General features: G+C 72.6%; 16 protein-coding genes and 1 riboswitch. Of the genes, 9 read left to right on the top strand and 7 right to left on the bottom strand.

Annotated elements, in window-relative coordinates:
• Position 1: 1 nt before the first annotated feature.
• The 4 genes from QOZ86_RS12170 to QOZ86_RS12155 form a co-directional block, all read right to left on the bottom strand.
• Positions 2–1,798 carry a thiamine pyrophosphate-requiring protein gene (locus QOZ86_RS12170; protein WP_284492232.1) on the bottom strand — a complete coding sequence of 599 codons (1,797 nt, stop codon included), beginning with the start codon at positions 1,796–1,798 and terminating at the stop codon, positions 2–4.
• 102 nt (positions 1,799–1,900) lie between these two features.
• A complete protein-coding gene (locus QOZ86_RS12165; RefSeq protein WP_284492231.1) occupies positions 1,901–3,781 on the bottom strand; it encodes a glycoside hydrolase family 15 protein in 1,881 nt (626 codons plus the stop codon).
• The gene (locus QOZ86_RS12160) at positions 3,774–4,037 is read right to left on the bottom strand and encodes an SDR family NAD(P)-dependent oxidoreductase (protein WP_284492230.1); all 264 of its coding nucleotides are present in this window, start codon (positions 4,035–4,037) and stop codon (positions 3,774–3,776) included. The genes QOZ86_RS12165 and QOZ86_RS12160 overlap by 8 nt, the downstream gene beginning before the upstream one ends.
• Before the next feature lie 717 nt (positions 4,038–4,754).
• The gene (locus QOZ86_RS12155) at positions 4,755–5,150 is read right to left on the bottom strand and encodes a DUF5313 family protein (protein WP_284492229.1); all 396 of its coding nucleotides are present in this window, start codon (positions 5,148–5,150) and stop codon (positions 4,755–4,757) included.
• 74 nt (positions 5,151–5,224) lie between these two features.
• Here QOZ86_RS12155 and rarD point away from each other — a divergent pair, with 74 nt between their 5' ends.
• The 5 genes from rarD to QOZ86_RS12130 all read left to right on the top strand — a co-directional run bounded on the left by rarD (position 5,225) and on the right by QOZ86_RS12130 (position 12,002).
• Positions 5,225–6,142, top strand: coding sequence for an EamA family transporter RarD (gene rarD / locus QOZ86_RS12150; protein WP_284492228.1), 918 nt, complete (start codon positions 5,225–5,227; stop codon positions 6,140–6,142).
• Positions 6,143–6,260: 118 nt separating this feature from the next.
• The gene (locus tag QOZ86_RS12145) at positions 6,261–6,599 is read left to right on the top strand and encodes a DUF3263 domain-containing protein (protein WP_284492227.1); all 339 of its coding nucleotides are present in this window, start codon (positions 6,261–6,263) and stop codon (positions 6,597–6,599) included.
• 296 nt (positions 6,600–6,895) lie between these two features.
• Positions 6,896–8,080: a LytR C-terminal domain-containing protein gene (locus QOZ86_RS12140; protein WP_284492226.1), complete on the top strand. Its 1,185-nt coding sequence runs from the start codon at positions 6,896–6,898 to the stop codon at positions 8,078–8,080.
• Positions 8,081–8,217: 137 nt separating this feature from the next.
• Positions 8,218–11,040 (top strand): alpha/beta fold hydrolase, encoded by a 2,823-nt coding sequence (locus QOZ86_RS12135; RefSeq protein WP_284492225.1) that lies wholly within the window; start codon positions 8,218–8,220, stop codon positions 11,038–11,040.
• Positions 11,041–11,120: 80 nt separating this feature from the next.
• Complete coding sequence (locus QOZ86_RS12130; RefSeq protein WP_284492224.1) at positions 11,121–12,002, top strand: ABC transporter permease; 882 nt, start codon at positions 11,121–11,123, stop codon at positions 12,000–12,002.
• A 127-nt stretch (positions 12,003–12,129) separates the two neighbouring features.
• On the opposite strand, the gene QOZ86_RS12125 is transcribed toward QOZ86_RS12130, so the two are convergent.
• Entirely contained in the window at positions 12,130–12,951 is an 822-nt protein-coding gene (locus QOZ86_RS12125) for an HAD family hydrolase (protein ID WP_284492223.1), read from the bottom strand.
• Positions 12,952–13,009: 58 nt separating this feature from the next.
• Positions 13,010–13,143: riboswitch (SAM riboswitch) on the top strand.
• A gap of 12 nt (positions 13,144–13,155) precedes the next feature.
• Between QOZ86_RS12125 and thrC the strand changes: the two genes are divergently transcribed.
• The 3 genes from thrC (at position 13,156) to groL (ending at position 16,854) form a co-directional block, all read left to right on the top strand.
• Complete coding sequence (gene thrC / locus QOZ86_RS12120; protein ID WP_284492222.1) at positions 13,156–14,457, top strand: threonine synthase; 1,302 nt, start codon at positions 13,156–13,158, stop codon at positions 14,455–14,457.
• 200 nt (positions 14,458–14,657) lie between these two features.
• Positions 14,658–14,858, top strand: a complete 201-nt coding sequence (locus tag QOZ86_RS12115; RefSeq protein ID WP_284492221.1) for a cold-shock protein — start codon at positions 14,658–14,660, stop codon at positions 14,856–14,858.
• 370 nt (positions 14,859–15,228) lie between these two features.
• Positions 15,229–16,854: a chaperonin GroEL gene (groL, locus tag QOZ86_RS12110; RefSeq protein WP_284492220.1), complete on the top strand. Its 1,626-nt coding sequence runs from the start codon at positions 15,229–15,231 to the stop codon at positions 16,852–16,854.
• 774 nt (positions 16,855–17,628) lie between these two features.
• On the opposite strand, the gene QOZ86_RS12105 is transcribed toward groL, so the two are convergent.
• Positions 17,629–17,763, bottom strand: coding sequence for a VOC family protein (locus tag QOZ86_RS12105; RefSeq protein ID WP_284492219.1), 135 nt, complete (start codon positions 17,761–17,763; stop codon positions 17,629–17,631).
• A 55-nt stretch (positions 17,764–17,818) separates the two neighbouring features.
• On the opposite strand from QOZ86_RS12105, the gene QOZ86_RS12100 reads away from it, so the two are divergent.
• Entirely contained in the window at positions 17,819–18,601 is a 783-nt protein-coding gene (locus QOZ86_RS12100) for a DUF72 domain-containing protein (protein WP_284492218.1), read from the top strand.
• A gap of 47 nt (positions 18,602–18,648) precedes the next feature.
• On the opposite strand, the gene QOZ86_RS12095 is transcribed toward QOZ86_RS12100, so the two are convergent.
• Positions 18,649–19,284 carry a hypothetical protein gene (locus QOZ86_RS12095; RefSeq protein ID WP_284492217.1) on the bottom strand — a complete coding sequence of 212 codons (636 nt, stop codon included), beginning with the start codon at positions 19,282–19,284 and terminating at the stop codon, positions 18,649–18,651.
• Positions 19,285–19,308: the final 24 nt, after the last annotated feature.

Genomic DNA, 19,308 nt, shown 5'->3' with positions numbered 1-19,308 from the left:
CTCAGTCGTCGCTCTTGGAGCCGGGCAGGAACTCCTGCACCTTTTGCTTGACGCCCTGCTTGATGAACCCGACGGCGTCCTCGTCGCCCTTCATCGCGGACTTCGCCGTGGCCATGGCCTGCTCGAAGGTGGCGTGCGGCGGGATCGGGGGCACGTCGGGATCGCATCGGATGTCGAGCAGGGTCGGGCGGTCGGCCGACAGCGCCGCCTCCCAGGCCGGCCCGACGTCCTCGGGCTTGTCGACGTTGATGGCCTGCAGGCCCAGGCCACGGGCGAAGGCGGCGTAGTCGATGTCGGGGATGGTCTGCGACTCGGCGAACTTCGGCGCGCCCTCCATGGCCCGCATCTCCCAGGTGACCTGGTTGAGGTCGTCGTTGTGGAAGACGGCGGTGATCAGCCGGGGGTCGGACCACTGCTTCCAGTACCGGGCGATGGTGATCTGCTCGGCCAGCCCGTTCATCTGCATCGCGCCGTCCCCGACCAGGGCGATGGCGGGCCGGTCGGGGTGGGCCCACTTGGCGCCGATGGCGTAGGGCACGCCCGGGCCCATCGTGGCCAGCGTGCCCGACAGCGAGCACGTGACCTCGCCACGGACCTTCAGGTGCCGGGCGTACCAGTTGGCGGCGCTGCCGGAGTCACTGGTGACCATGGCGTTGGCCGGCAGTCGCTCGGAGAGCTCGTGCACGATCCGCATCGGGTTGACCGGGTCGGCGTCGGTGAGCGCCCGCCGCTCGACGGTCTGCCACCAGTCGGCCACGTCGGAGCTGATCTTCTCCTGCCACGACCGGTCCTCCTTGCGGCGCAGCAGGGGGATGAGCGCGCGCAGGGTGGCCTTCGCGTCGCCGACGACGTTGAGCTCGTACGGGTAGCGCATCCCGATCCAGCTGCCGGAGCGGTCGATCTGGACGGCGCGGGCCTGGTCGAGCTTGGGCATGAACTGCGTATAGGGAAAGTTCGAGCCGACCGTCAGCAGCGTGTCGCAGTCCATCATCATCTCGTAGCTGGGCCGCGTGCCCAGCAGGCCGATCGCTCCGGTGACCCACGGCAGGGTGTCGGGCAGGACGTCCTTGCCCAGCAGCGCCTTGGCCGCGCCGGCGCCGAGCAGGTCGGCCACCTCGGTCAGCTCCTCCTGGCAGCCGTGCGCACCCTGGCCGACCAGCAACGCCACCTTCTCGCCGGCGTTGAGCAGATCGGCCGCCTGCTGGACGGCGGCCGGGTCCGGCTGCGGCACCGAGGGTGCGATGCCGAGGCTGGAGGGCACGTCCTTGAACGCGTGCTGCGGGGGCTCGTACTCGAGCTCGAGGACGTCGGACGGGAAGATCAGCGCCGTCGGCGCCCGTTCGCTCACCGCGACCCGGATCGCGCGGTCGATGAGGTTGGGCAGCTGCTCGGGCACGGTGCACATCTGCACGTAGTCGCTGCAGACGTCCTTGTAGAGGCTGAGCAGGTCCACCTCCTGCTGGTAGGACCCGCCCATCGCCGAGCGCTCGGTCTGCCCGACGATCGCGACCACCGGGACGTGGTCGAGCTTGGCGTCGTAGAGCCCGTTGAGCAGGTGGATCGCCCCGGGCCCGCTGGTCGCGGCGCAGACCCCGAAGCCGCCGCTGAACTTGGCGAACCCGACCGCCTCGAACGCCGCCATCTCCTCGTGGCGGGCCTGGACGAACTCCGGATCGTTGTCCGCCCGGCCCCAGGCGGCGAGCAGTCCGTTGATACCGTCCCCGGGGTAGCCGAACACCTGGCGCACCCCCCACTCCCGCAGGCGGGCGAGCAGGTAGTCGGCGACGGTCTGGGTCATGGTGACCTCCACGGAGTCCGGTCGAGCGCAGCAACGTTCCGAGGGCCCCTAGCCGCTACCGGGGGCAGGCCAAACGGCCGGTCCAGGCGTGTCACGAGTTCGTCACAGTCCACCCGACCGGGCGGCCCACCTGCCCGGATCCGGACCCGGTTCGCTCTCCTCCGCCGCCTGCGTGCCGCTGAGGTGCCGCGCCGCGTTGACCAGCCCGACGTGGCTGAACGCCTGGGGGGTGTTGCCCACCTGCCTGCCGGTGCGGGGGTCGTACTCCTCGCTGAGCAGCCCCAGGTCGCTGCGCAGGTCCAGCAGCCGTTCGAACAACCGCTCGGCCTCCGCCGGGCGGCCGATGCCGGCCAGCGCGTCGACCAGCCAGAAGCTGCAGACCAGGAAGGTGCCCTCGCGGCCGGGCAGGCCGTCGACCGACCCGTCGTCGGTGTCGGTCCGGTAGCGCAGCAGGAGGCCGCCCTCGGTGAGCTCCCGCTGGACGGCCTCGACGGTGCCGATGACCCGCTCGTCCCGCCAGTCGAGGAAGCCGAACCTCGGGATCAGCAGCAGGGCGGCGTCCAGTCCCGGGGAGCCGTAGGACTGGGTGAAGGTCCTCCGCTCGGCGTCGTAGCCCCGGGCGCAGACGTCGGCGTGGATCTCCGCACGCAGCGCCTTCCACCGGTCGACCGGGCCGTCGAGGCCGTGCCGCTCGACGGCCTGGACGGCGCTGTGGACGCCGGCCCAGGCCATGACCTTGCTGTGCACGAAGTGCCGGCGCGGGCCGCGGACCTCCCACAACCCGTTGTCGGGCTGGTCCCAGGCGCCCTCCAGGAAGTCCAGCAGCCCGCGCTGCAGCCGCCAGGCGTCGTCGGTGCTGGTCAGGCCGGCCTCGCGGGACAGGTTCAGCACGTCGAGGACCTCGCCCCACACGTCGAGCTGGAACTGGTCGGCCGCCGCGTTGCCGATGCGTACCGGCGCCGAACCCTCGTACCCGCGCAGCCACGGCAGCTCCTGCTCCGGGATCCGCCGGGCCCCGTCGAGGGCGTACATGATCCGCAGGTCGGTCGGGTCGCCGGCGACCGCCCGCAGCAGCCAGTCCCGCCAGGCACGGGCCTCGCGCACGTATCCGGTGCCGAGCAGGGCCTGCAGGGTGAAGGTGGCGTCGCGCAGCCAGGTGTAGCGGTAGTCCCAGTTGCGCACGCCCCCGAGGTCCTCCGGGAGCGAGGTCGTCGCCGCGGCGACGATGCCGCCGGTCGGCGCGTAGCTCAGCGCCTTGAGCGTCAGCAGGGAGCGCCGCACGGCGTTCGGCCAGTGGCCGGTGTAGTCGCAGCGGCCGATCCAGTCGGCCCAGAAGGTCTCGGTGTCGTTCAGCGCCTGGTCGGCATCCACCGGCTGCGGACGGGGACCGTATGACGCGGCGTGCGTGAGCACGAACGGCACCCGTTCGCCGGCGCCGACCTCGAACTCGGCGGCGCACGCGCCGTCGGACTCGTCGAGCGGGACCGGCGTGCGCAGCCAGGCAGCGTCCGGGCCGGCGATCGCGACCAGGCCGCCGTCCTGCCGGCGCAGCCACGGGGGCACGTGCCCGTAGTCGAACCGCAGCCGCAGCTCGGTGCGCATCCGCACCCGGCCGGTGACACCCTCGACCACGCGCACGACGTCGGCGGCCTCGCCACGTACCGGCATGAGATCGATCACCCGGACGGTCCCGGTGTCGGCCGTCCACTCGCTCTCGAGGACCAGCGAGTCCCCCCGGTAGCGGCGGCGGGTGGCGGGGCCGCCCCCGGCCGGGGCGAGCAGCCAGCGGCCGGCGTGCTCGTCGTGGAGCAGCGCGGCGAAGCAGGCGGCGGAGTCGAACCGCGGCAGGCACAGCCAGTCGATGGAGCCGTCACGCCCGACCAGCGCCGCGGTCTGCAGGTCACCGATCAGGCCGTAGTCCTCGATGCGGCCGGGCGCCGCCGCATTCCGCTCCGTCAATTGGCCGGCCGGCGGCTCACGCACGCCGCCACAGGGCGGCGCCCGCGGCGGCCTCGACGGCGCCGGCGTCGGAGACGCCGACCGGAAGGACGGGGGACGTGCCGCTGGCGGCTCGCACGTCGTCGGCGGCTGCGGCCAGACCTCTCTCGCCCCGGGCCAGCAGCGCCATCGCGTCGCCGCGGCGGGCGATGGCCACGGCCGTCGCCCGGCAGATCCCCCCGCTGGCGCCGGTCACCACGATCACCTTCGGATGCCGGGAGGCAGCGGGGGCTCGCGGCATGGCAACTCCTTCCGTCGGCCTGACGGTCTGCTGAGGCAGGCGATGCAGGTACGTGTGTTCCATTCCGCACGACCCCGGACCGCAGCCGACGGGCTTGCCGTTTCGCGCGGACGACGTTCAGTTCGCGTCCACCCTTCCGCACGGCCTGCGGGCACGCGACCTCACGACTCGGACTCGATCGCAGGCGAGCAGGCCGTGGGAAGCTCTTTCCCCACGGATGATCACCTCGCGGACGACGACCTCGGGCCGCGCCCTCCGACCCCGGGCGCCGCGCGAGCCAGCACGCATTCCTCGTCGCCGCGGACGGCGGCCTCCTCGACCAGTGGGCTGACGAAGGTCTGGCGGTGCGGATGCCCGTGTGCTCGACATCGTCGCGGCCCTCCCTCGACCGGGTGGTCTGCGAACCCCACGCGCCCGGTCGGCGTCCGAGCCCGGTCCCCGCAGTGCGAGCCTCGACGCCTGCTCGGCGGCCGGCGCTGTCCGTCTTGCAGCAGCGGATGGGACCGTGAGTGCCGATCGGTAGCGGGGGACGCCCCGTGGTCCCGGCTGTGCCGTCGGAGAACCAACGGACAGGAGCGTTCTCACACGTGTGCAGCGGCGTCCGGAGATGGCTGACACGGACAGAAACCGCACCTCAGTGGGGGCTGGGGGGCGGTCAGCAGTGGTCACATTCGACCCGGTAGTCGGGCGGTCAGGGGTTCGAGTCCCCTCGTCGGCTCAGTCGAAGCTGCCCGCGCCGTCGCGCCGGTAGCGCGACAGCCGCTCGACCCGCGCGCGTTCGACCCGCTCCGCGCGGACGCGGGCGGCAGTCCCCGGCTCGTACCCGGCCTTGACCACCCGGTGCTCGGTCGTCTCCACCATGAAGGCGAGCGAGAACAGCAACCCCAGCAGCAGGCCGCCGCCGGCGGCCGAGAGCCGGTAGACCAGGGGGACGGGCACCACCAGCAGGCAGAGGGCGACCACCGGCAGGAGCTGGACGACCGCCCGGGCCAGGTGCCGCCACACCCACGTGCTGCCGGTCGTGTCGGCCAGCACCCACGGGGAGAGGTTCCGGGGCAGCCGCCCGCCGAGGGCGTACCAGACCCACTGCACCGGATTGGGCTGGTTGCGCACGTGCCGACGGTAGGCCGCCGCGGCGCCGGCCGGGGGCGCGGAACCGCCCCGTCGCCGCGCGTACGGTGCGTCGTGTGGACGAGCGTCGCCTGGGGGTGGTCTCCGGGCTCGGCGCCTACGCGCTCTGGGGTGTCTTCCCGCTGTACTTCCCCCTCCTGGAGCCCGCCGGCGGACTCGAGATCGTCGCCCACCGGGTGCTGTGGTCGCTGCTGTTCGTCGGGTTGCTGCTGTGCGTCGTCCGCCGCTGGGGGCACGTGCGGGCGGCGGTGCGCAGCCCGCGCACGCTGCTGGTGCTCGCCGGTGCGGCGGTGCTCATCGCCACGAACTGGCTGATCTACGTCTACGGCGTCAACTCAGGCCAGGTCGTCGAGACCTCCCTCGGCTACTTCATCAACCCGCTGGTGAGCGTCGTCCTCGGGGTCGTCGTCTTCAGCGAACGGCTCCGTCCCCTGCAGTGGGTCGCCGTCGGGATCGCCGCCGTCGCCGTCGCGGTGCTGACCATCGACTACGGGCGCCCGCCGTGGATCGCGCTCGGTGTCGCACTGTCCTTCGGGCTGTACGGGCTGATGAAGAAGGTGGTGTCGGTCGAGGCGGCTCCCGGGCTGTTCCTCGAGACGGCGCTGGTGGCGATCCCCGCCGCGGTGGTCCTGGCGGTGATGCACTCGAACGGGACCGGCACGTTCGCCAACGCGGGTACCGGCCACGCCGTGCTGCTGGCCAGCGCCGGGGTGGCGACGGCGGTGCCGCTGCTGCTCTTCGCGGCCGCGGCCCGGCGGATCCCCCTGTCGACGGTGGGTCTGCTGCAGTACCTGACCCCGCTGATGCAGCTGGCCATCGGCGTCTTCGTCTACGGGGAGCCCATGCCGCCCGCGCGGCTGGCCGGCTTCGTGATCGTCTGGGCGGCCCTGGCGGTGTTCACCGTCGACACGCTCCGACACGCCCGGGCCGGTGCCCGGCGTGCGCCGGCGGACGCGGTGGTCGTCACCCCCTGACGCGGCTCCCCGGACCCGCCGCGGCGCGCGGCGGGAAACGTCGGTGGGCGGCGCTACGGTCGTGATCGAGCCGCCCGGGGCACCCGGGCAGCCGCGCACGGCAGGAGATGGACTAGCCATGGACAGCGACCCAGCCCCCGTGGTCTCCCCGCCCCGGGTCGACGGGTCAGGGGAGGCGTCCGCGCAGGTCGGCACGGTGGGTCTGTCGCGACGCGAGCACGAGATCCTCGGATTCGAACGGCAGTGGTGGCGCCGCGCCGGCGCCAAGGAGACGGCGATCCGGGACCTCTTCGATACCACGCCGACCCGTTACTACCAGACGCTCAACGCCCTGGTCGACCGTCCCGAGGCGCTGGCCGCCGACCCACTGCTGGTGCGGCGGCTGCGCCGGCTCCGGACGGCACGGCAACGAACGCGTTCGTCCCAGGTCCTGGGCAAGGGGAATTACATGGATTAGATTTGCTCACCGTGGGCAGGCACGCCGCGTCAGGCAGTGACGGACTGAACCAGGGGAACGCGTCTGCAGCCGCTGGGCGGCGCAGGACCGATTCCCTCGACGGTTCGCGGCCGGGCATCGCTCAGGGGCTGTCCGATCACCCGACCGCACCCGGGCGCGGGCGGGGTCGCGACGTGCGGCTCGACACCCCCGCCGAGCCGCCGAGGCAGATGTCCCGTTCCCGGCTGCCGCTTCCCCCGGTTCCGGCTGGGTCTCGCCCCGCAGCCGCACGCAGCGGCGCCACTCCCTTCCAGGTCGTGCCCGCGCCCGAGCCGCGTGTGGAGCGGCCGGTTCCGAGCCGTGGCGCCGACGTCCTGGTTCCCGCGGCCCCGGCGTTCGGCGAGCAGCCGGCCCGCCCCGCCGGAAAGGCCGCCGTCGCGGACGTCATGCCGTCGCGCACGTGGGTGGTGGACGAGCCGCTGGCGACCACCGGCCGCGGCCAGGGCGTGCGCACCGCCGCACCGCGGGTTCCCCGTGTCCCGCGCCAGACCACGCCCGCGGGCACCCCCTCGTCCTCCTACGGCGACTGGACCAAGCCCTCCCGGAGCGACGAGACCGGTCGATCGCGGCTCGGGCCGGACGCCGGGCCGGAGCTGCAGCGAGTGCCCCTGGCGCCGGCCACCACCGCGATCCCGGAGCGGGAGACAGCGGCCCGTCGCGACCAGGTCGCCGACCTCGACGACGACCTCCGCGATGACTTCGCCGAGGACGAGTACTACGCCGACGCCGACGCCGACCCGGACCACGACCACGACGACGACGAGCTGCCCGCCGGCGGGTCCGCCGTGGTCGCGGGCCCGGGGATCGGGTCCGCGAAGCGCAGCCGGGCCACCTACCGTGCGGAGCGGCAGGCAGCGGACGCGGCGCGCCGCAAGGCCGCCAAGCGCAACGGCACCCCCGACGTGCTGTTCGAGGACGAACTCGACCGCAAGCCCCGGCGCGTCCTCAAGGGCCTCGTCGCCATGGCAGTCGTGGCCGGCGCCGTGCTCGGCGTCTACACGGTCACCCAGCCGGGGCCCACGGCACCCGTTGCGCAGGCCGACGCCGCGGCCCCGTCCAGCCCGCCCCCCGTCGCCCCGCCGACCCAGACCCTGCCCCCGCTGAACACCCTGCCCCTGGACGTCGAGGCTGCGGCGACGACACCCGTCCGGGTCCCGGTCACCGTGCTCAACGCGACCAACGTCACCGGGCTGGCCGGCAGCATCTCCGACACCGTCGTCGCCGGCGGCTGGGAGTCCCCGGGCGCGGGGGCTTACCCCGGCACCGACGTGGCCACCACGACCGTCTTCTTCACCGAGGGCGACGAGCAGCAGCGGCAGGCCGCGCTCCAGCTGATCGAGCAGTTCCCCGACCTGGCCGGCCCCGCGCCCCGCTTCTTCGAGGTCGCCGACGTGCCGGCGCCCGGTCTGGTCATCGTCGCCACCGGCAACTGGCAGCCCTGATCGGTGCCTCCGGGCCGGTTCGGAACACGCACGGCCGGCCGGCCGTTGGGCGCATCGTGCGCTCCCTCTGCGGGCTCGTGCGTTCCCGCCCGCGCCCTGGTGCGCGCGCCACGCTCGCGGCTCTGCTCATCCTCGCCTTGTCCCTGGGCCTCCTCGTGCTCGCGTCCCCCGCCGGTGCGGCGGAGGTCGGCACGGAGGACATCCGGGTGCCGTCCGGCTCCGGTCCCGACGCGGTGGAGCTCGACGCGACGCTCTACCTGCCCGACAACGACGAGCCGGCGCCCGCGGTGGTCCTGGCGCACGGGTTCGGTGGCAGCAAGCGTTCGGTCGCCGATGACGCGCTCGACCTCGTCGGGCGCGGCTACGTCGTCCTCACCTACTCGGCTCGTGGCTTCGGGAAGAGCAGCGGCCGGATCGGCCTGAACGACCCGCGCTACGAGGTCGCCGACCTCTCCACGTTGCTCGATCTGCTGGCCGAGCGCGACGAGGTGCAGCTCGACGGCGACGGCGACCCGCGGGTGGGCGTCGCCGGCGGCTCCTACGGCGGGGCGCTGGCCCTGCTCGGCGCCGCCTACGACGAGCGCATCGACGCGATCGCCCCGCAGATCACCTGGCACTCGCTGACCACCGCGCTGTTCCCGTCCTACACCGGCGACCTCGACACCGGCACGGTCGCCGCCGTACCCCCGACCGTGGACGACGGCGTTTTCAAGCAGCTGTGGGCCGGGCTGTTCTTCGGTATCGGCTCGGCGGCGGGTGGCCTGCTCGACGCCGTCGGCGGGGGACCGAGCGGGGCACAGGGCGCCGCGGCCGCGCCGCCGGAGGAGCTGCTCGAGCGCGCCGCCCAGAACCCGGAGGCCGTCGAGCAGCTGCTCACCTGCGGCCGCTTCCGGCCCGAGATCTGCGCGGCCTACCAGTCGGCCGCCTCCACCGGCACCCTGACGCCGGAGGTCGCCGCCGTCCTCGACCGCAGCAGCCCGGCCGGGGTGCTCGACCGCATCGAGGCGCCGACGCTGCTCGTCCAGGGCACGCAGGACTCGCTGTTCGGCCTGGGGCACGCGGACGCCAACGCCCGAGGCATCGCCGGCGACGGCACGCCGGTCAAGGTCGTCTGGTTCGCCGGTGGTCACGACGCCCCCGGGACGGACCGCCAGCAGGAGGACCTGCGCGAGCAGGTTGCCGGCTGGTTCGACTGGCACCTGCGCTCTGCTGGCGACCCCACCCGAGGCCCCGACCCGGGCGCCGGCTTCGAGTTCCCCGCTCCGACCGGTCTGGGCGCCACGATCGGCCGGGTGCAGGGCGGCGGCCAGACGGTCGTCGCCGAGGAGTACCCGGGCCTGGGCGGCGCCGACCCGGCCGAACGGCAGCCGGTGACCCTCGCCGGCCCGGTGCAGCCGGTGGTCACCCCGGCCGGTGGCACGCCCGCGGCGCTCACGACCGTGCCCGGCCTCGGTGCGCTCACCGCGGCCCTCGGCGGGACGGCCGCCGAGATCCCCGGCCAGTTCGCCGCCTTCGAGAGCGAGCCGCTCGACACCGCGGTCGAGGTGGTCGGTGCCTCGACCGTCGAGCTGGTGGTCGCCTCGCCCACCGGCTCGGCCACCCTCTTCGCCAAGCTCTACGACGTCGGACCGAACGGCGGCACGACGCTGCCGGGCGGTCTCGTGGCGCCGCTGTCGTTCAACGGCATCTCCACCGACGCGACCGCGCCCACCCGGGTCAGCGTCACGCTGCCGGGCATCGTGCACCGCTTCGAGGCCGGGCACGCGATGCGGCTGGTGGTGTCCTCGACCGACCAGGCCTACGCGCTCCCCGACGAGGCGGCGGTGTACTCGGTCGGGCTCGCCTCGACGGAGGCGGTGAACGGGACGGCCGCGGGCGAGACGCTGCTCGCCGTCCCGCAGGTCGACGGCCGCACCGAGGCCGCGGCCGGCTCACTGCGCTGGTGGGCACTGCTGGCCGCCGTCGTCGCACTGGGTCTGCTCGGCTGGGCAGCGGCACTCCTGTGGGGCCGGCACCGCCGGCGCCAGGTCTCGCACGTCGCGCCCGACGGCGAGGACGTGCCGCTGCGGTTCGACGGCGTGACGAAGGCCTACAAGGACGGCTTCGTGGCCGTCCGCGACCTGTCCTTCGAGGTGCGCCGCGGTCAGGTCCTCGGCCTGCTGGGCCCCAACGGGGCCGGCAAGACGACGTCGCTGCGCATGCTCATGGGCCTCATCCGGCCGACCGAGGGACGGATCAGCGTCTTCGGGCACGCCGCCGGGCCGGGCGCCCCGGTGCTGTCCCGGCTGGGCTCCTTCGTGGAGGGCACCGGGCTGCAGCCGCACCTGTCCGGTCGCGACAACCTGACGCTGTACTGGGCCGCGACCGGCCGGCCGGCAGAGGACGCGCACATGGAGGAGGCGATCGCGGTCGCCGGGCTCGGTGCGGCGCTCGACCGGCCGGTGCGCCGGTACAGCCAGGGCATGCGGCAGCGTGTCGCGATCGCCCAGGCGATGCTCGGTCTGCCCGACCTGCTGGTGCTCGACGAGCCGACCAACGGGCTGGACCCGCCGCAGATCCACGCGATGCGCGAGGTGCTGCGCAACTACGCCGCGACCGGCCGCACCGTGATCGTCTCCAGCCACCTGCTCAGTGAGATCGAGCAGACCTGCAGCCACGTCGTCGTCATGGCGAAGGGGCAGAAGATCGTGCAGGGCACGGTGGAGGAGATCGTCGGCAGTGGTGGCTCGGTGCTGGTTGGCCTCGCCGACGACGCCGACACCGCCCGCGCGATCGGTGTCCTGTCCGCGCTGCCCGGGGTCACCGCCGGCGTGACCGACGACGGCCTGGTCGCCGAGCTCGACGGCGCTCGACGGGCCGACGTGCTGCAGGCGTTGGTCGCCGCGGGCATCGCCGTCGACCAGTTCACGCCGCGCCGGCGGCTCGAGGACGCCTTCCTGGCGCTGGTGGGGGAGTCATGAGCACCGCGAGAACGACGGGCGAGGGAGCATCGCAGGGAGCGCCAGCGACCGGGGAGCGGATCGTATCCGGAGTCGAGCCGATGCACCGAGCGGTCGAGACCGATCACGTACAGCCGACGGGCGCCGTCGCCGGCTACCGGCCGGAGCGCACCCTGCGGCTGTCGGTGGAGCTGCGCCGGCAGTTCAAGCGGCGGCGCACCATCGGCGTCTTTGCGCTGATGATCGCGCTGCCGCTGGTGCTCATCGCGGCGCTGCAGCTGGGTGCCAGCGAGGAGGCGGCGGAGAACAGCCGGATCAACCTGGTCGACGTCGCGACGGCGAGCGGGCTGAACTTCACCCTGTTCGTGCTGTTCGCGACGACGAGCTTCTTCCTGGTCGTGGTGTACGCGCTGTTCTTCGGCGACACGGTGGCCGTGGAGGCGCAGTGGGGGTCGCTGCGGTACGCACTCGCCACCCCGGTCCCTCGGATGCGGTTGCTCCGGCAGAAGTGGCTGGCCGCGCTGGTGCAGTCGGTGGCGGCCCTGCTGACGCTGGCGGCGGTGGCCGTGGTCGCAGGCGGCATCGCCTTCGGGTTCGACGACATCCGGACGCCGGTGGGGGTCGCCATCGAGCAGGGTGACGGGATGCTGCGACTGGCCGGGATGCTCGGGTACCTCGCCGTCCACCTGCTGGTCGTCGGCGCGCTGGCGTTCTGGTTCTCCACGATCACCGATGCACCCCTGGCCGCGGTCGGTGGCGCGGTGTTCACCATGTTCGTCTTCGCGATCCTCGACCAGGTGGAGCAGCTGGGCTCGATCCGCGACTGGTTCCCGACGGCGGAGGAATTCGCCTGGACCGACCTGCTGCAGACGCCGATCCAGTCCGACGACCTGTTCCGCGGCGTCATCCAGTCGCTGGTCTACATCGCCGTCTTCACCGCACTGGGTTTCCGGCACTTCGCCCGGCGCGACGTCACCAGCTAGTCCGGGCGGCGACGTCCGCCCCATCCCGGTGGGCTCTTGCGGTGTTGTGCACGCTCTTGCGGCGGTGCATCACCGCAAGAGCGGGGAGCGGGGAGCGGGGTGCGGATCGCATCGTGCACGGCTCGCCCTACAAGCTGGCCCGCACCGCCTGCGCCCAGCCCTCGCCCATGGCGGCGTCGGTGACCGTCACGTTCGGGACGGCGTCCATCAGGCCGGCCATGCCGTCGACGGAGGCGCCGTTCGCGGTGATCCACAACCGCCCCACCGCGGGCGCCATGTCGAGATCGCTCACGCTGTCCCCGATGGCCACGGCGTCAGCGGGGGACAGGCCGCGGCGCTCCAGGTCCCACGCGATGGCCGCGCCCTTGGAGATGCCGCGCGGCATCAGGTGGTAGATCCGCGGCGGCACGGGCTCGGCGTCCAGACCCATCCACGACGCCGCGGGGATCGCGCCGTTGTCCTTGAGCGTCAGCCAGCCCACTCCCCGCTCGGCCAGCCAGGCGTCGACCGACAGCGGGTCGACGCGACCGCGCAGCAGGGCGTCGGTGTCGTGGGTGGCGTGCCAGGGGGCGTGCCACTCCAGCCGTCCGGGGTGGGCGGCGATCAGCTCCTCGACGACGCCGAGCTGCGCCATCACCACCATCGGCGTCCGGTCGCCGAACTCCTCGGGCAGCTCGCCGCGCAGCCGGTGGGTGTTGCGCCCGTAGCCCCAGCCGATGGTGGCGCCCAGCTCGGCGATGGCGCCGTCGGCGGCGAATATCCGCGCGGCCTCCACGACCTGCTCGTAGGTCCGGCCGCTGACCAGCGCCAACGACACCCCGGCCCGGTGCAGGTCGAGCAGTGCACCCGCCGGCCCGTCGGTCAGCTCCCGGCCGGCGGTGTGCCAGAAGGAGCCGCGCGGGCCGACCATGGTGCCGTCGAGATCGGTGTAGACGATGCGGGCTGCCACGACACCATCCTGTCCGGCGCCGGACCCGGTACCGCCCGCGGGTACGATGCATCCCGTTCACTCATCCAGAGGGGCAGAGGGACACGGCCCGTTGAAGCCCCGGCAACCGCCGTCCGACGCGATCTCCGCGCCGGCGGGAGGTGCCAATTCCGTCCCGCGCGGCTCGACGGCCCGCAGCGGGGAAGATGAGGAGGTAGTCGTCGCATGACTCTCACCGCTCCCGGTTCCGCCCAGGCCGACTCGTCCGCCGGCGGCCCTGTTCCCCCCTGTCCGGCCCGCGGGCTGGTCTGCCGCAACTGCGGCGCCACCTTCGGTCTGGTCGCCGAGCACGCCTGCGCGGAGTGCTTCGGCCCGCTGGAGGTCGACTACGACCCCGAGCTCATGAAGGCCGTCACCCGCGAGCAGATCGAGGCCGGGCCGCAGAACATCTGGCGCTACGCCGCCCTCCTCCCGGTGGGCCAGGACCCGGCCGACCGGGTGTCGCTGGACCCGGGCATGACACCGCTGGTGCGTGCCGACCGGCTGGCCGCGGAGCTCGGCCTCACCGGCGGGCTGTGGGTCAAGGACGACTCGGCCAACCCGACGCACTCGTTCAAGGACCGCGTCGTCAGCCTGGCGGCGACCGCGGCCAAGGGCCTGGGCTACCGGAAGATCGCCTGCGCCTCGACCGGCAATCTGGCGAACTCCGTCGCCGCGCACGCCGCCCGCGTCGGCCTGCCGTCGGTCGTGTTCATCCCGAGCGACCTGGAGCCGGGCAAGGTCGTGCAGTCGGCCGTCTACGGGCAGACGCTGGTCGCCGTCGACGGCTCCTACGACGACGTGAACCGGTTGACCAGTGAACTCGCCGAGACCGACGAGTTCGAGGACACGGCCTTCGTCAACCAGAACGTGCGGCCCTACTACGCCGAGGGCTCCAAGACGATGGGCTACGAGCTCGCCGAGCAGCTCGGCTGGCGCATCCCGGCCCAGGTCGTCATCCCCATGGCGTCGGGCTCCCTGCTCACCAAGGTCGACAAGGCCTTCCGCGAGTTGACCGCCGCGGGCATCGTCGAGGCCACCGAGTGGACGATCTTCGGTGCCCAGTCGGCCGGCTGCGACCCGATCGCCACCGCCTTCGACAACGGCTGGGACGTCGTCAAGCCGGTGAAGCCGACCGGCATCGCCAAGTCGCTGAACATCGGCAACCCCGCCGACGGCCCGTACGCACTCGACGCGGTCCGCCGCACCGGTGGCGCCGTGGGCCGGGTAGGGGACGACGAGATCGTGCAGGGCATCCGCGACCTCGCCCGCACCACGGGCGTCTTCGCCGAGACCGCCGGCGGGGTGACCGTCGCCGTACTGCGCCAGTTGGTGGAGGACGGGCGGCTGGACCCGGCCAAGGAGACCGTCGTCCTGAACACCGGTGAGGGGCTCAAGACCCTCGACCCGCTGGAGCCGGTCGTCGGCCCGACGCACCGGGTCGAGCCGTCGCTCAAGTCGGTCCGAACGGCCGGGCTCATCGGCTGAGGTCCGGGGCGCGGAGCGGGCGCGCGACACGTCGCCCGATCCGGGCAACGGTCCGGCATCGATCTACCGCGACCGGGCACCTGCTGTTGTACGTTCTCGCGCGGTTCCAGTTCCATGTTCGTGCTCGAACGGGCGGAAGAGCTCGACCCGGTTCCCCGATCCAGAGGGACCGTCCGTACGCACGAAACGTGGGAGCGCACGTGGCACAGGGCACCGTGAAGTGGTTCAACGCCGAGAAGGGCTTCGGCTTCATCGCCGTCGACGGCGGCCAGGACGTCTTCGTCCACTACTCGGCCATCCAGATGGACGGGTACAAGAGCCTCGAAGAGGGCCAGCGGGTCAGCTTCGAGGTCGTCCAGGGCGCCAAGGGCCCGCAGGCCGACGCGGTCACCGCCTCCTGAGCCGGTACCAGAAGCACTGAGGGCCCGGTTCCCCGAGAGGGGGACCGGGCCCTTCGCTCGTCCGGGACCCGCTTGCGCCTCTGGCGGCATAGGAGGCTTTGCCTGTGGATCCGGGGCCGCATCCGTAGGTAAAGCCTCCTATGCCGGGGGGCCGGGGGGCCGGAACGAGTGGCTCGTGACCCCCCACTTCTTGCACTCGCCGGGGTCGAGTGCCAAACTCGTTTCTGGCACTCGGGGCTCCTGAGTGCCAATCAGGTCGGAACGGTGAGGCACCGGTCCGTGGGCCGACGGAGCGCCCACGTCGCTGGTGTCGTCCGTCGCGGGCACCAACCCGGCCGTGCAGCGATCAATGCATGGAGGACATCACCACATGGCCAAGATGATCGCCTTCGAGGAAGAGGCGCGCCGCGGCCTCGAGCGGGGCATGAACACCCTCGCCGACGCCGTCAAGGTGACCCTCGGCCCCAAGGGCCGGAACGTCGTGCTGGAGAAGAAGTGGGGCGCCCCCACGATCACCAACGACGGCGTGAGCATCGCCAAGGAGATCGAGCTCGAGGACCCGTGGGAGAAGATCGGGGCCGAGCTCGTCAAGGAGGTCGCGAAGAAGACCGACGACGTCGCGGGTGACGGCACCACCACCGCCACCGTGCTCGCCCAGGCGCTCGTCCGCGAGGGTCTGCGCAACGTCGCCGCCGGTGCCAACCCGATGGCCCTGAAGAAGGGCATCGAGAAGGCCGTCGCCTCGGTCACCGAGTACCTCCTCGCCACCGCCAAGGACGTCGAGACCAAGGAGCAGATCGCCGCCACCGCGTCGATCTCCGCCGCTGACCCCGCCATCGGTGAGCTCATCGCCGAGGCGATGGACAAGGTGGGCAAGGAAGGCGTCATCACCGTCGAGGAGAGCAACACCTTCGGCCTCGAGCTCGAGCTCACCGAGGGCATGCGCTTCGACAAGGGCTACATCTCGCCCTACTTCGTCACCGACGCCGAGCGCATGGAGGCCGTCCTCGACGACCCGTACGTGCTCGTCGTCAACTCGAAGATCAGCTCGGTCAAGGACCTGCTCCCGCTGCTGGAGAAGGTCATGCAGTCGGGCAAGCCGCTGGCCATCATCGCCGAGGACGTCGAGGGCGAGGGCCTCGCGACCCTGGTCGTGAACAAGATCCGTGGCACCTTCAAGTCCGTCGCCGTCAAGGCCCCGGGCTTCGGTGATCGCCGCAAGGCCATGCTGGGCGACATCGCCATCCTCACCGGTGGCCAGGTCATCAGCGAGGAGGTCGGCCTCAAGCTCGACACCGCCGGCGTCGAGCTGCTCGGGCGCGCCCGCAAGGTCGTCGTCACCAAGGACGAGACGACGATCGTCGAGGGTGCCGGTGACGCCGACCAGATCCAGGGTCGGGTCAACCAGATCCGCAGCGAGATCGAGCGGTCGGACTCCGACTACGACCGCGAGAAGCTGCAGGAGCGCCTGGCCAAGCTGGCCGGTGGCGTCGCCGTCATCAAGGCCGGCGCCGCGACCGAGGTCGAGCTCAAGGAGCGCAAGCACCGCATCGAGGACGCGGTGCGCAACGCCAAGGCCGCCGTCGAGGAGGGCATCGTCGCCGGTGGTGGCGTCGCTCTCGCGCAGGCCACGGCCGTCGCGTTCGACAAGCTCGAGCTCGAGGGTGACGAGGCCACCGGCGCCAACATCGTGCGCGTCGCGCTCGAGGCGCCGCTGAAGCAGATCGCCGTCAACGCCGGCCTCGAGGGCGGCGTCGTGGCGGAGAAGGTCCGCAACTCGGAGACCGGCTGGGGCCTCAACGCCGCCACCGGCGAGTACGTGGACCTGGTCGCCGCCGGGATCATCGACCCCGCCAAGGTGACCCGCTCGGCGCTGCAGAACGCCGCCTCCATCGCGGCGCTCTTCCTCACCACCGAGGCCGTCATCGCCGACAAGCCGGAGAAGAACGCGCCGGCGATGCCGAACAGCGACGGCATGGGCGGCATGGACTTCTGAGTCCGACCACCTAGGCACCAGCACTGCCCGCCAGGGGCGGTCCCGCATCGCGGGGCCGCCCCTGGCGGCGTGTACGCCTGGCATGGGCGATCGATTGGGGGTGGAAGTCCCCTGGGGGAGGCGGTGGTGCCAACCCCGAGCCGGAGGCGACGGCGTCATCGTGAGGTCGGGAGGAAGCCCGAGGCGAGACCTCTGCACCGAGGAACACCAACCGCGTATGAGGCGGTCCGGTCTGGGTGAGTCAGCACGCCATGACGAAGCCCGTCACCACCAACAGGGCCGGGGTGTAGACGCGGCGGCGGTAGAGGGACATCAGTCGTTCTTATCCGGGGAGGCCTGTTCGGGTGTCAGCGGTGAGGGTTGCCGGTGACGGTCGTTGCTGGAAGGTGGCGGCTGACCGGGCAGGAGTCAGCAGAGGCCGTAGTACCGGTCGGGGAACGGAACAGCCGGGAAGGGTCGAACGTCAGGTGAGTGGGCTACCGCCCCTCGTCGGTTCCGGGATCTGGACGAGTGGGTGCGCAGACGGCTGCGGGCGATGCGCTGGAAGGAATGGAAGCGGCCCAGAACACGCGTGCGGAACTTGATCGCGCTTGGCATGAAACGCCGTGACGCCCACGAGTGGGGTAGCTCTCGCAAGGGCGTCTGGCGGATCGCCGGGTCCGCTCCCCTCCAACGTGCGATGCCCAACGCCTACTGGGACGACCTCCGCCTTCAGTGCTTCGGAGAGCACCCGATCCTTGGGGGCTGTCGCCACCGAGTGCGACGAAGTCGTGGTCATCCGATGCTGATGGCCACGACTTCGTCGCACTCGCCGCGGGTGTAGCCGATGGCGGCGCACCACCAGTCGGCGAGGGCCTGGTGGTCGCGGGCGTCGAGGCAGAGGTCCTTGAAGCGGGCCGGAGCGGTCACCCGATCAGCTCAGCACAGGAGGCGAGCCGGCCGCACCCGGGGAACGATCACCGGCGTGGCTGTGATCATCGGGACCTCGGGCTGGCAGTACCGAGACTGGCGCGGCGCCTTCTACCCGCCGAAGCTCCCGCAGCGGCTGTGGCTGGAGCACTACGTCCAGCACTTCGCCACCGTCGAGAGCAACAACGCCTTCTACCGGCTGCCCGAGCACGAGACGTTCGTGAAGTGGCGGGAGCGCACGCCACCGGACTTCCGGTGGGCGGTCAAGGCCAGCCGCTTCCTCACCCACATCAAGCGGCTGCGCGAACCCGAGGAGCCGGTCGCGCGGCTGGTGGGCAGGGCCGCGGGCCTGGAGCACAAGCTCGACACGATCCTGCTGCAGCTGCCGCCCACGCTGAAGGCCGACCCGGACCTGCTCCGCGAGTGCCTCGCGCAGTTCCCCGTCGGCACCCGGGTGGCCGTGGAGCCGCGGCACGAGTCGTGGTGGACCGACGAGGTGCGCGCGCTGCTGGAGCGCTACGGCGCGGCGCTGTGCTGGGCCGATCGGGACGAGCAGCCGGTCGCACCGCTGTGGCGCACCACCGGCTGGGGCTACCTGCGCTTGCACCACGGGTTCGAGAGCTGGGGCTACCGACCGCAGACGCTGCAGCTGTGGGCCGACCGGATCGCCGCGGCCTACGGCGACGACGATGTGCTCGTGTACTTCAACAACGACCCCGGCTGCAACGCGGTCATCGATTCGGTGGTCTTCGCCGAGGCGGTCCGCCGGGCCGGGGGGACCCCGACCCGCGTACCCACGGCCGACCAGGCGACCGGGCTGGCCTGGGCGACTGCCTGACGCGGCGGCGGCCGGGATCCCCAGCGGGGAGCCCGGCCTCGCGGCGGTCAGTCGTCCCCGGGCTTCCCGCCGGCGCGCTCGGCGTTCTCGCGGGCCTGCTGGGCGGCCTCCTCGGCGTCCTCCCGGACCTGCTCGGCCGCCTCCTCCGCTGCCTCGCGTGCCTCTTCGGCTGCCTCCTCGGCTGCCTCGCGTGCCTCCTCGGCCGCCTCCCGCGCGGCCTTCTCGGTCTCCTTGACGGCGTCCCGGGCGGCCTTCTCCGCGTCATGGGCCGCCTTGCGCTCCTTCGCCGCCTCCAGCGCCTCCTGGGCGTGCTCGTCGGCGTGCGCGATGGCGTTGTCCAGGCCGCGGAGGTCGGTGTCGTCGGCGCCGTCCTCGGTCGCCTCTTCGGTCGCCTCCTCGGTGGCGTCCTCCGTGGCCTCCTCGGTCTCGACGGCCTCCACCTCGGTGGTGTCGTCGGACGACAGGTCCCCGCCCGTGGAGTCATCGGACTCGGGCAGTTCGAACGGCGTCACCGTCTCCACGGCGGACGCGACGGCGTCCTGCACCGGGGCCGGCAGCGCACCGGCCGCACCGGCGCCGGTCACGCCGGCGGCCGCGATGCCCAGGCCGGTGGCCACCTGCGCCGCGGTGCCGGCACCGGCGATCTTGGCGACGACGACGGCGAGTCCTTCGAGCAGTGCCATGGGTGGAGCTCCTTCCGAACGGGG

It is taken from the genome of Blastococcus capsensis (assembly GCF_030165005.1).
In the GTDB taxonomy this organism is placed as follows: domain Bacteria; phylum Actinomycetota; class Actinomycetes; order Mycobacteriales; family Geodermatophilaceae; genus Blastococcus; species Blastococcus capsensis.
This window is presented reverse-complemented; position numbering and strand designations above follow the sequence as displayed.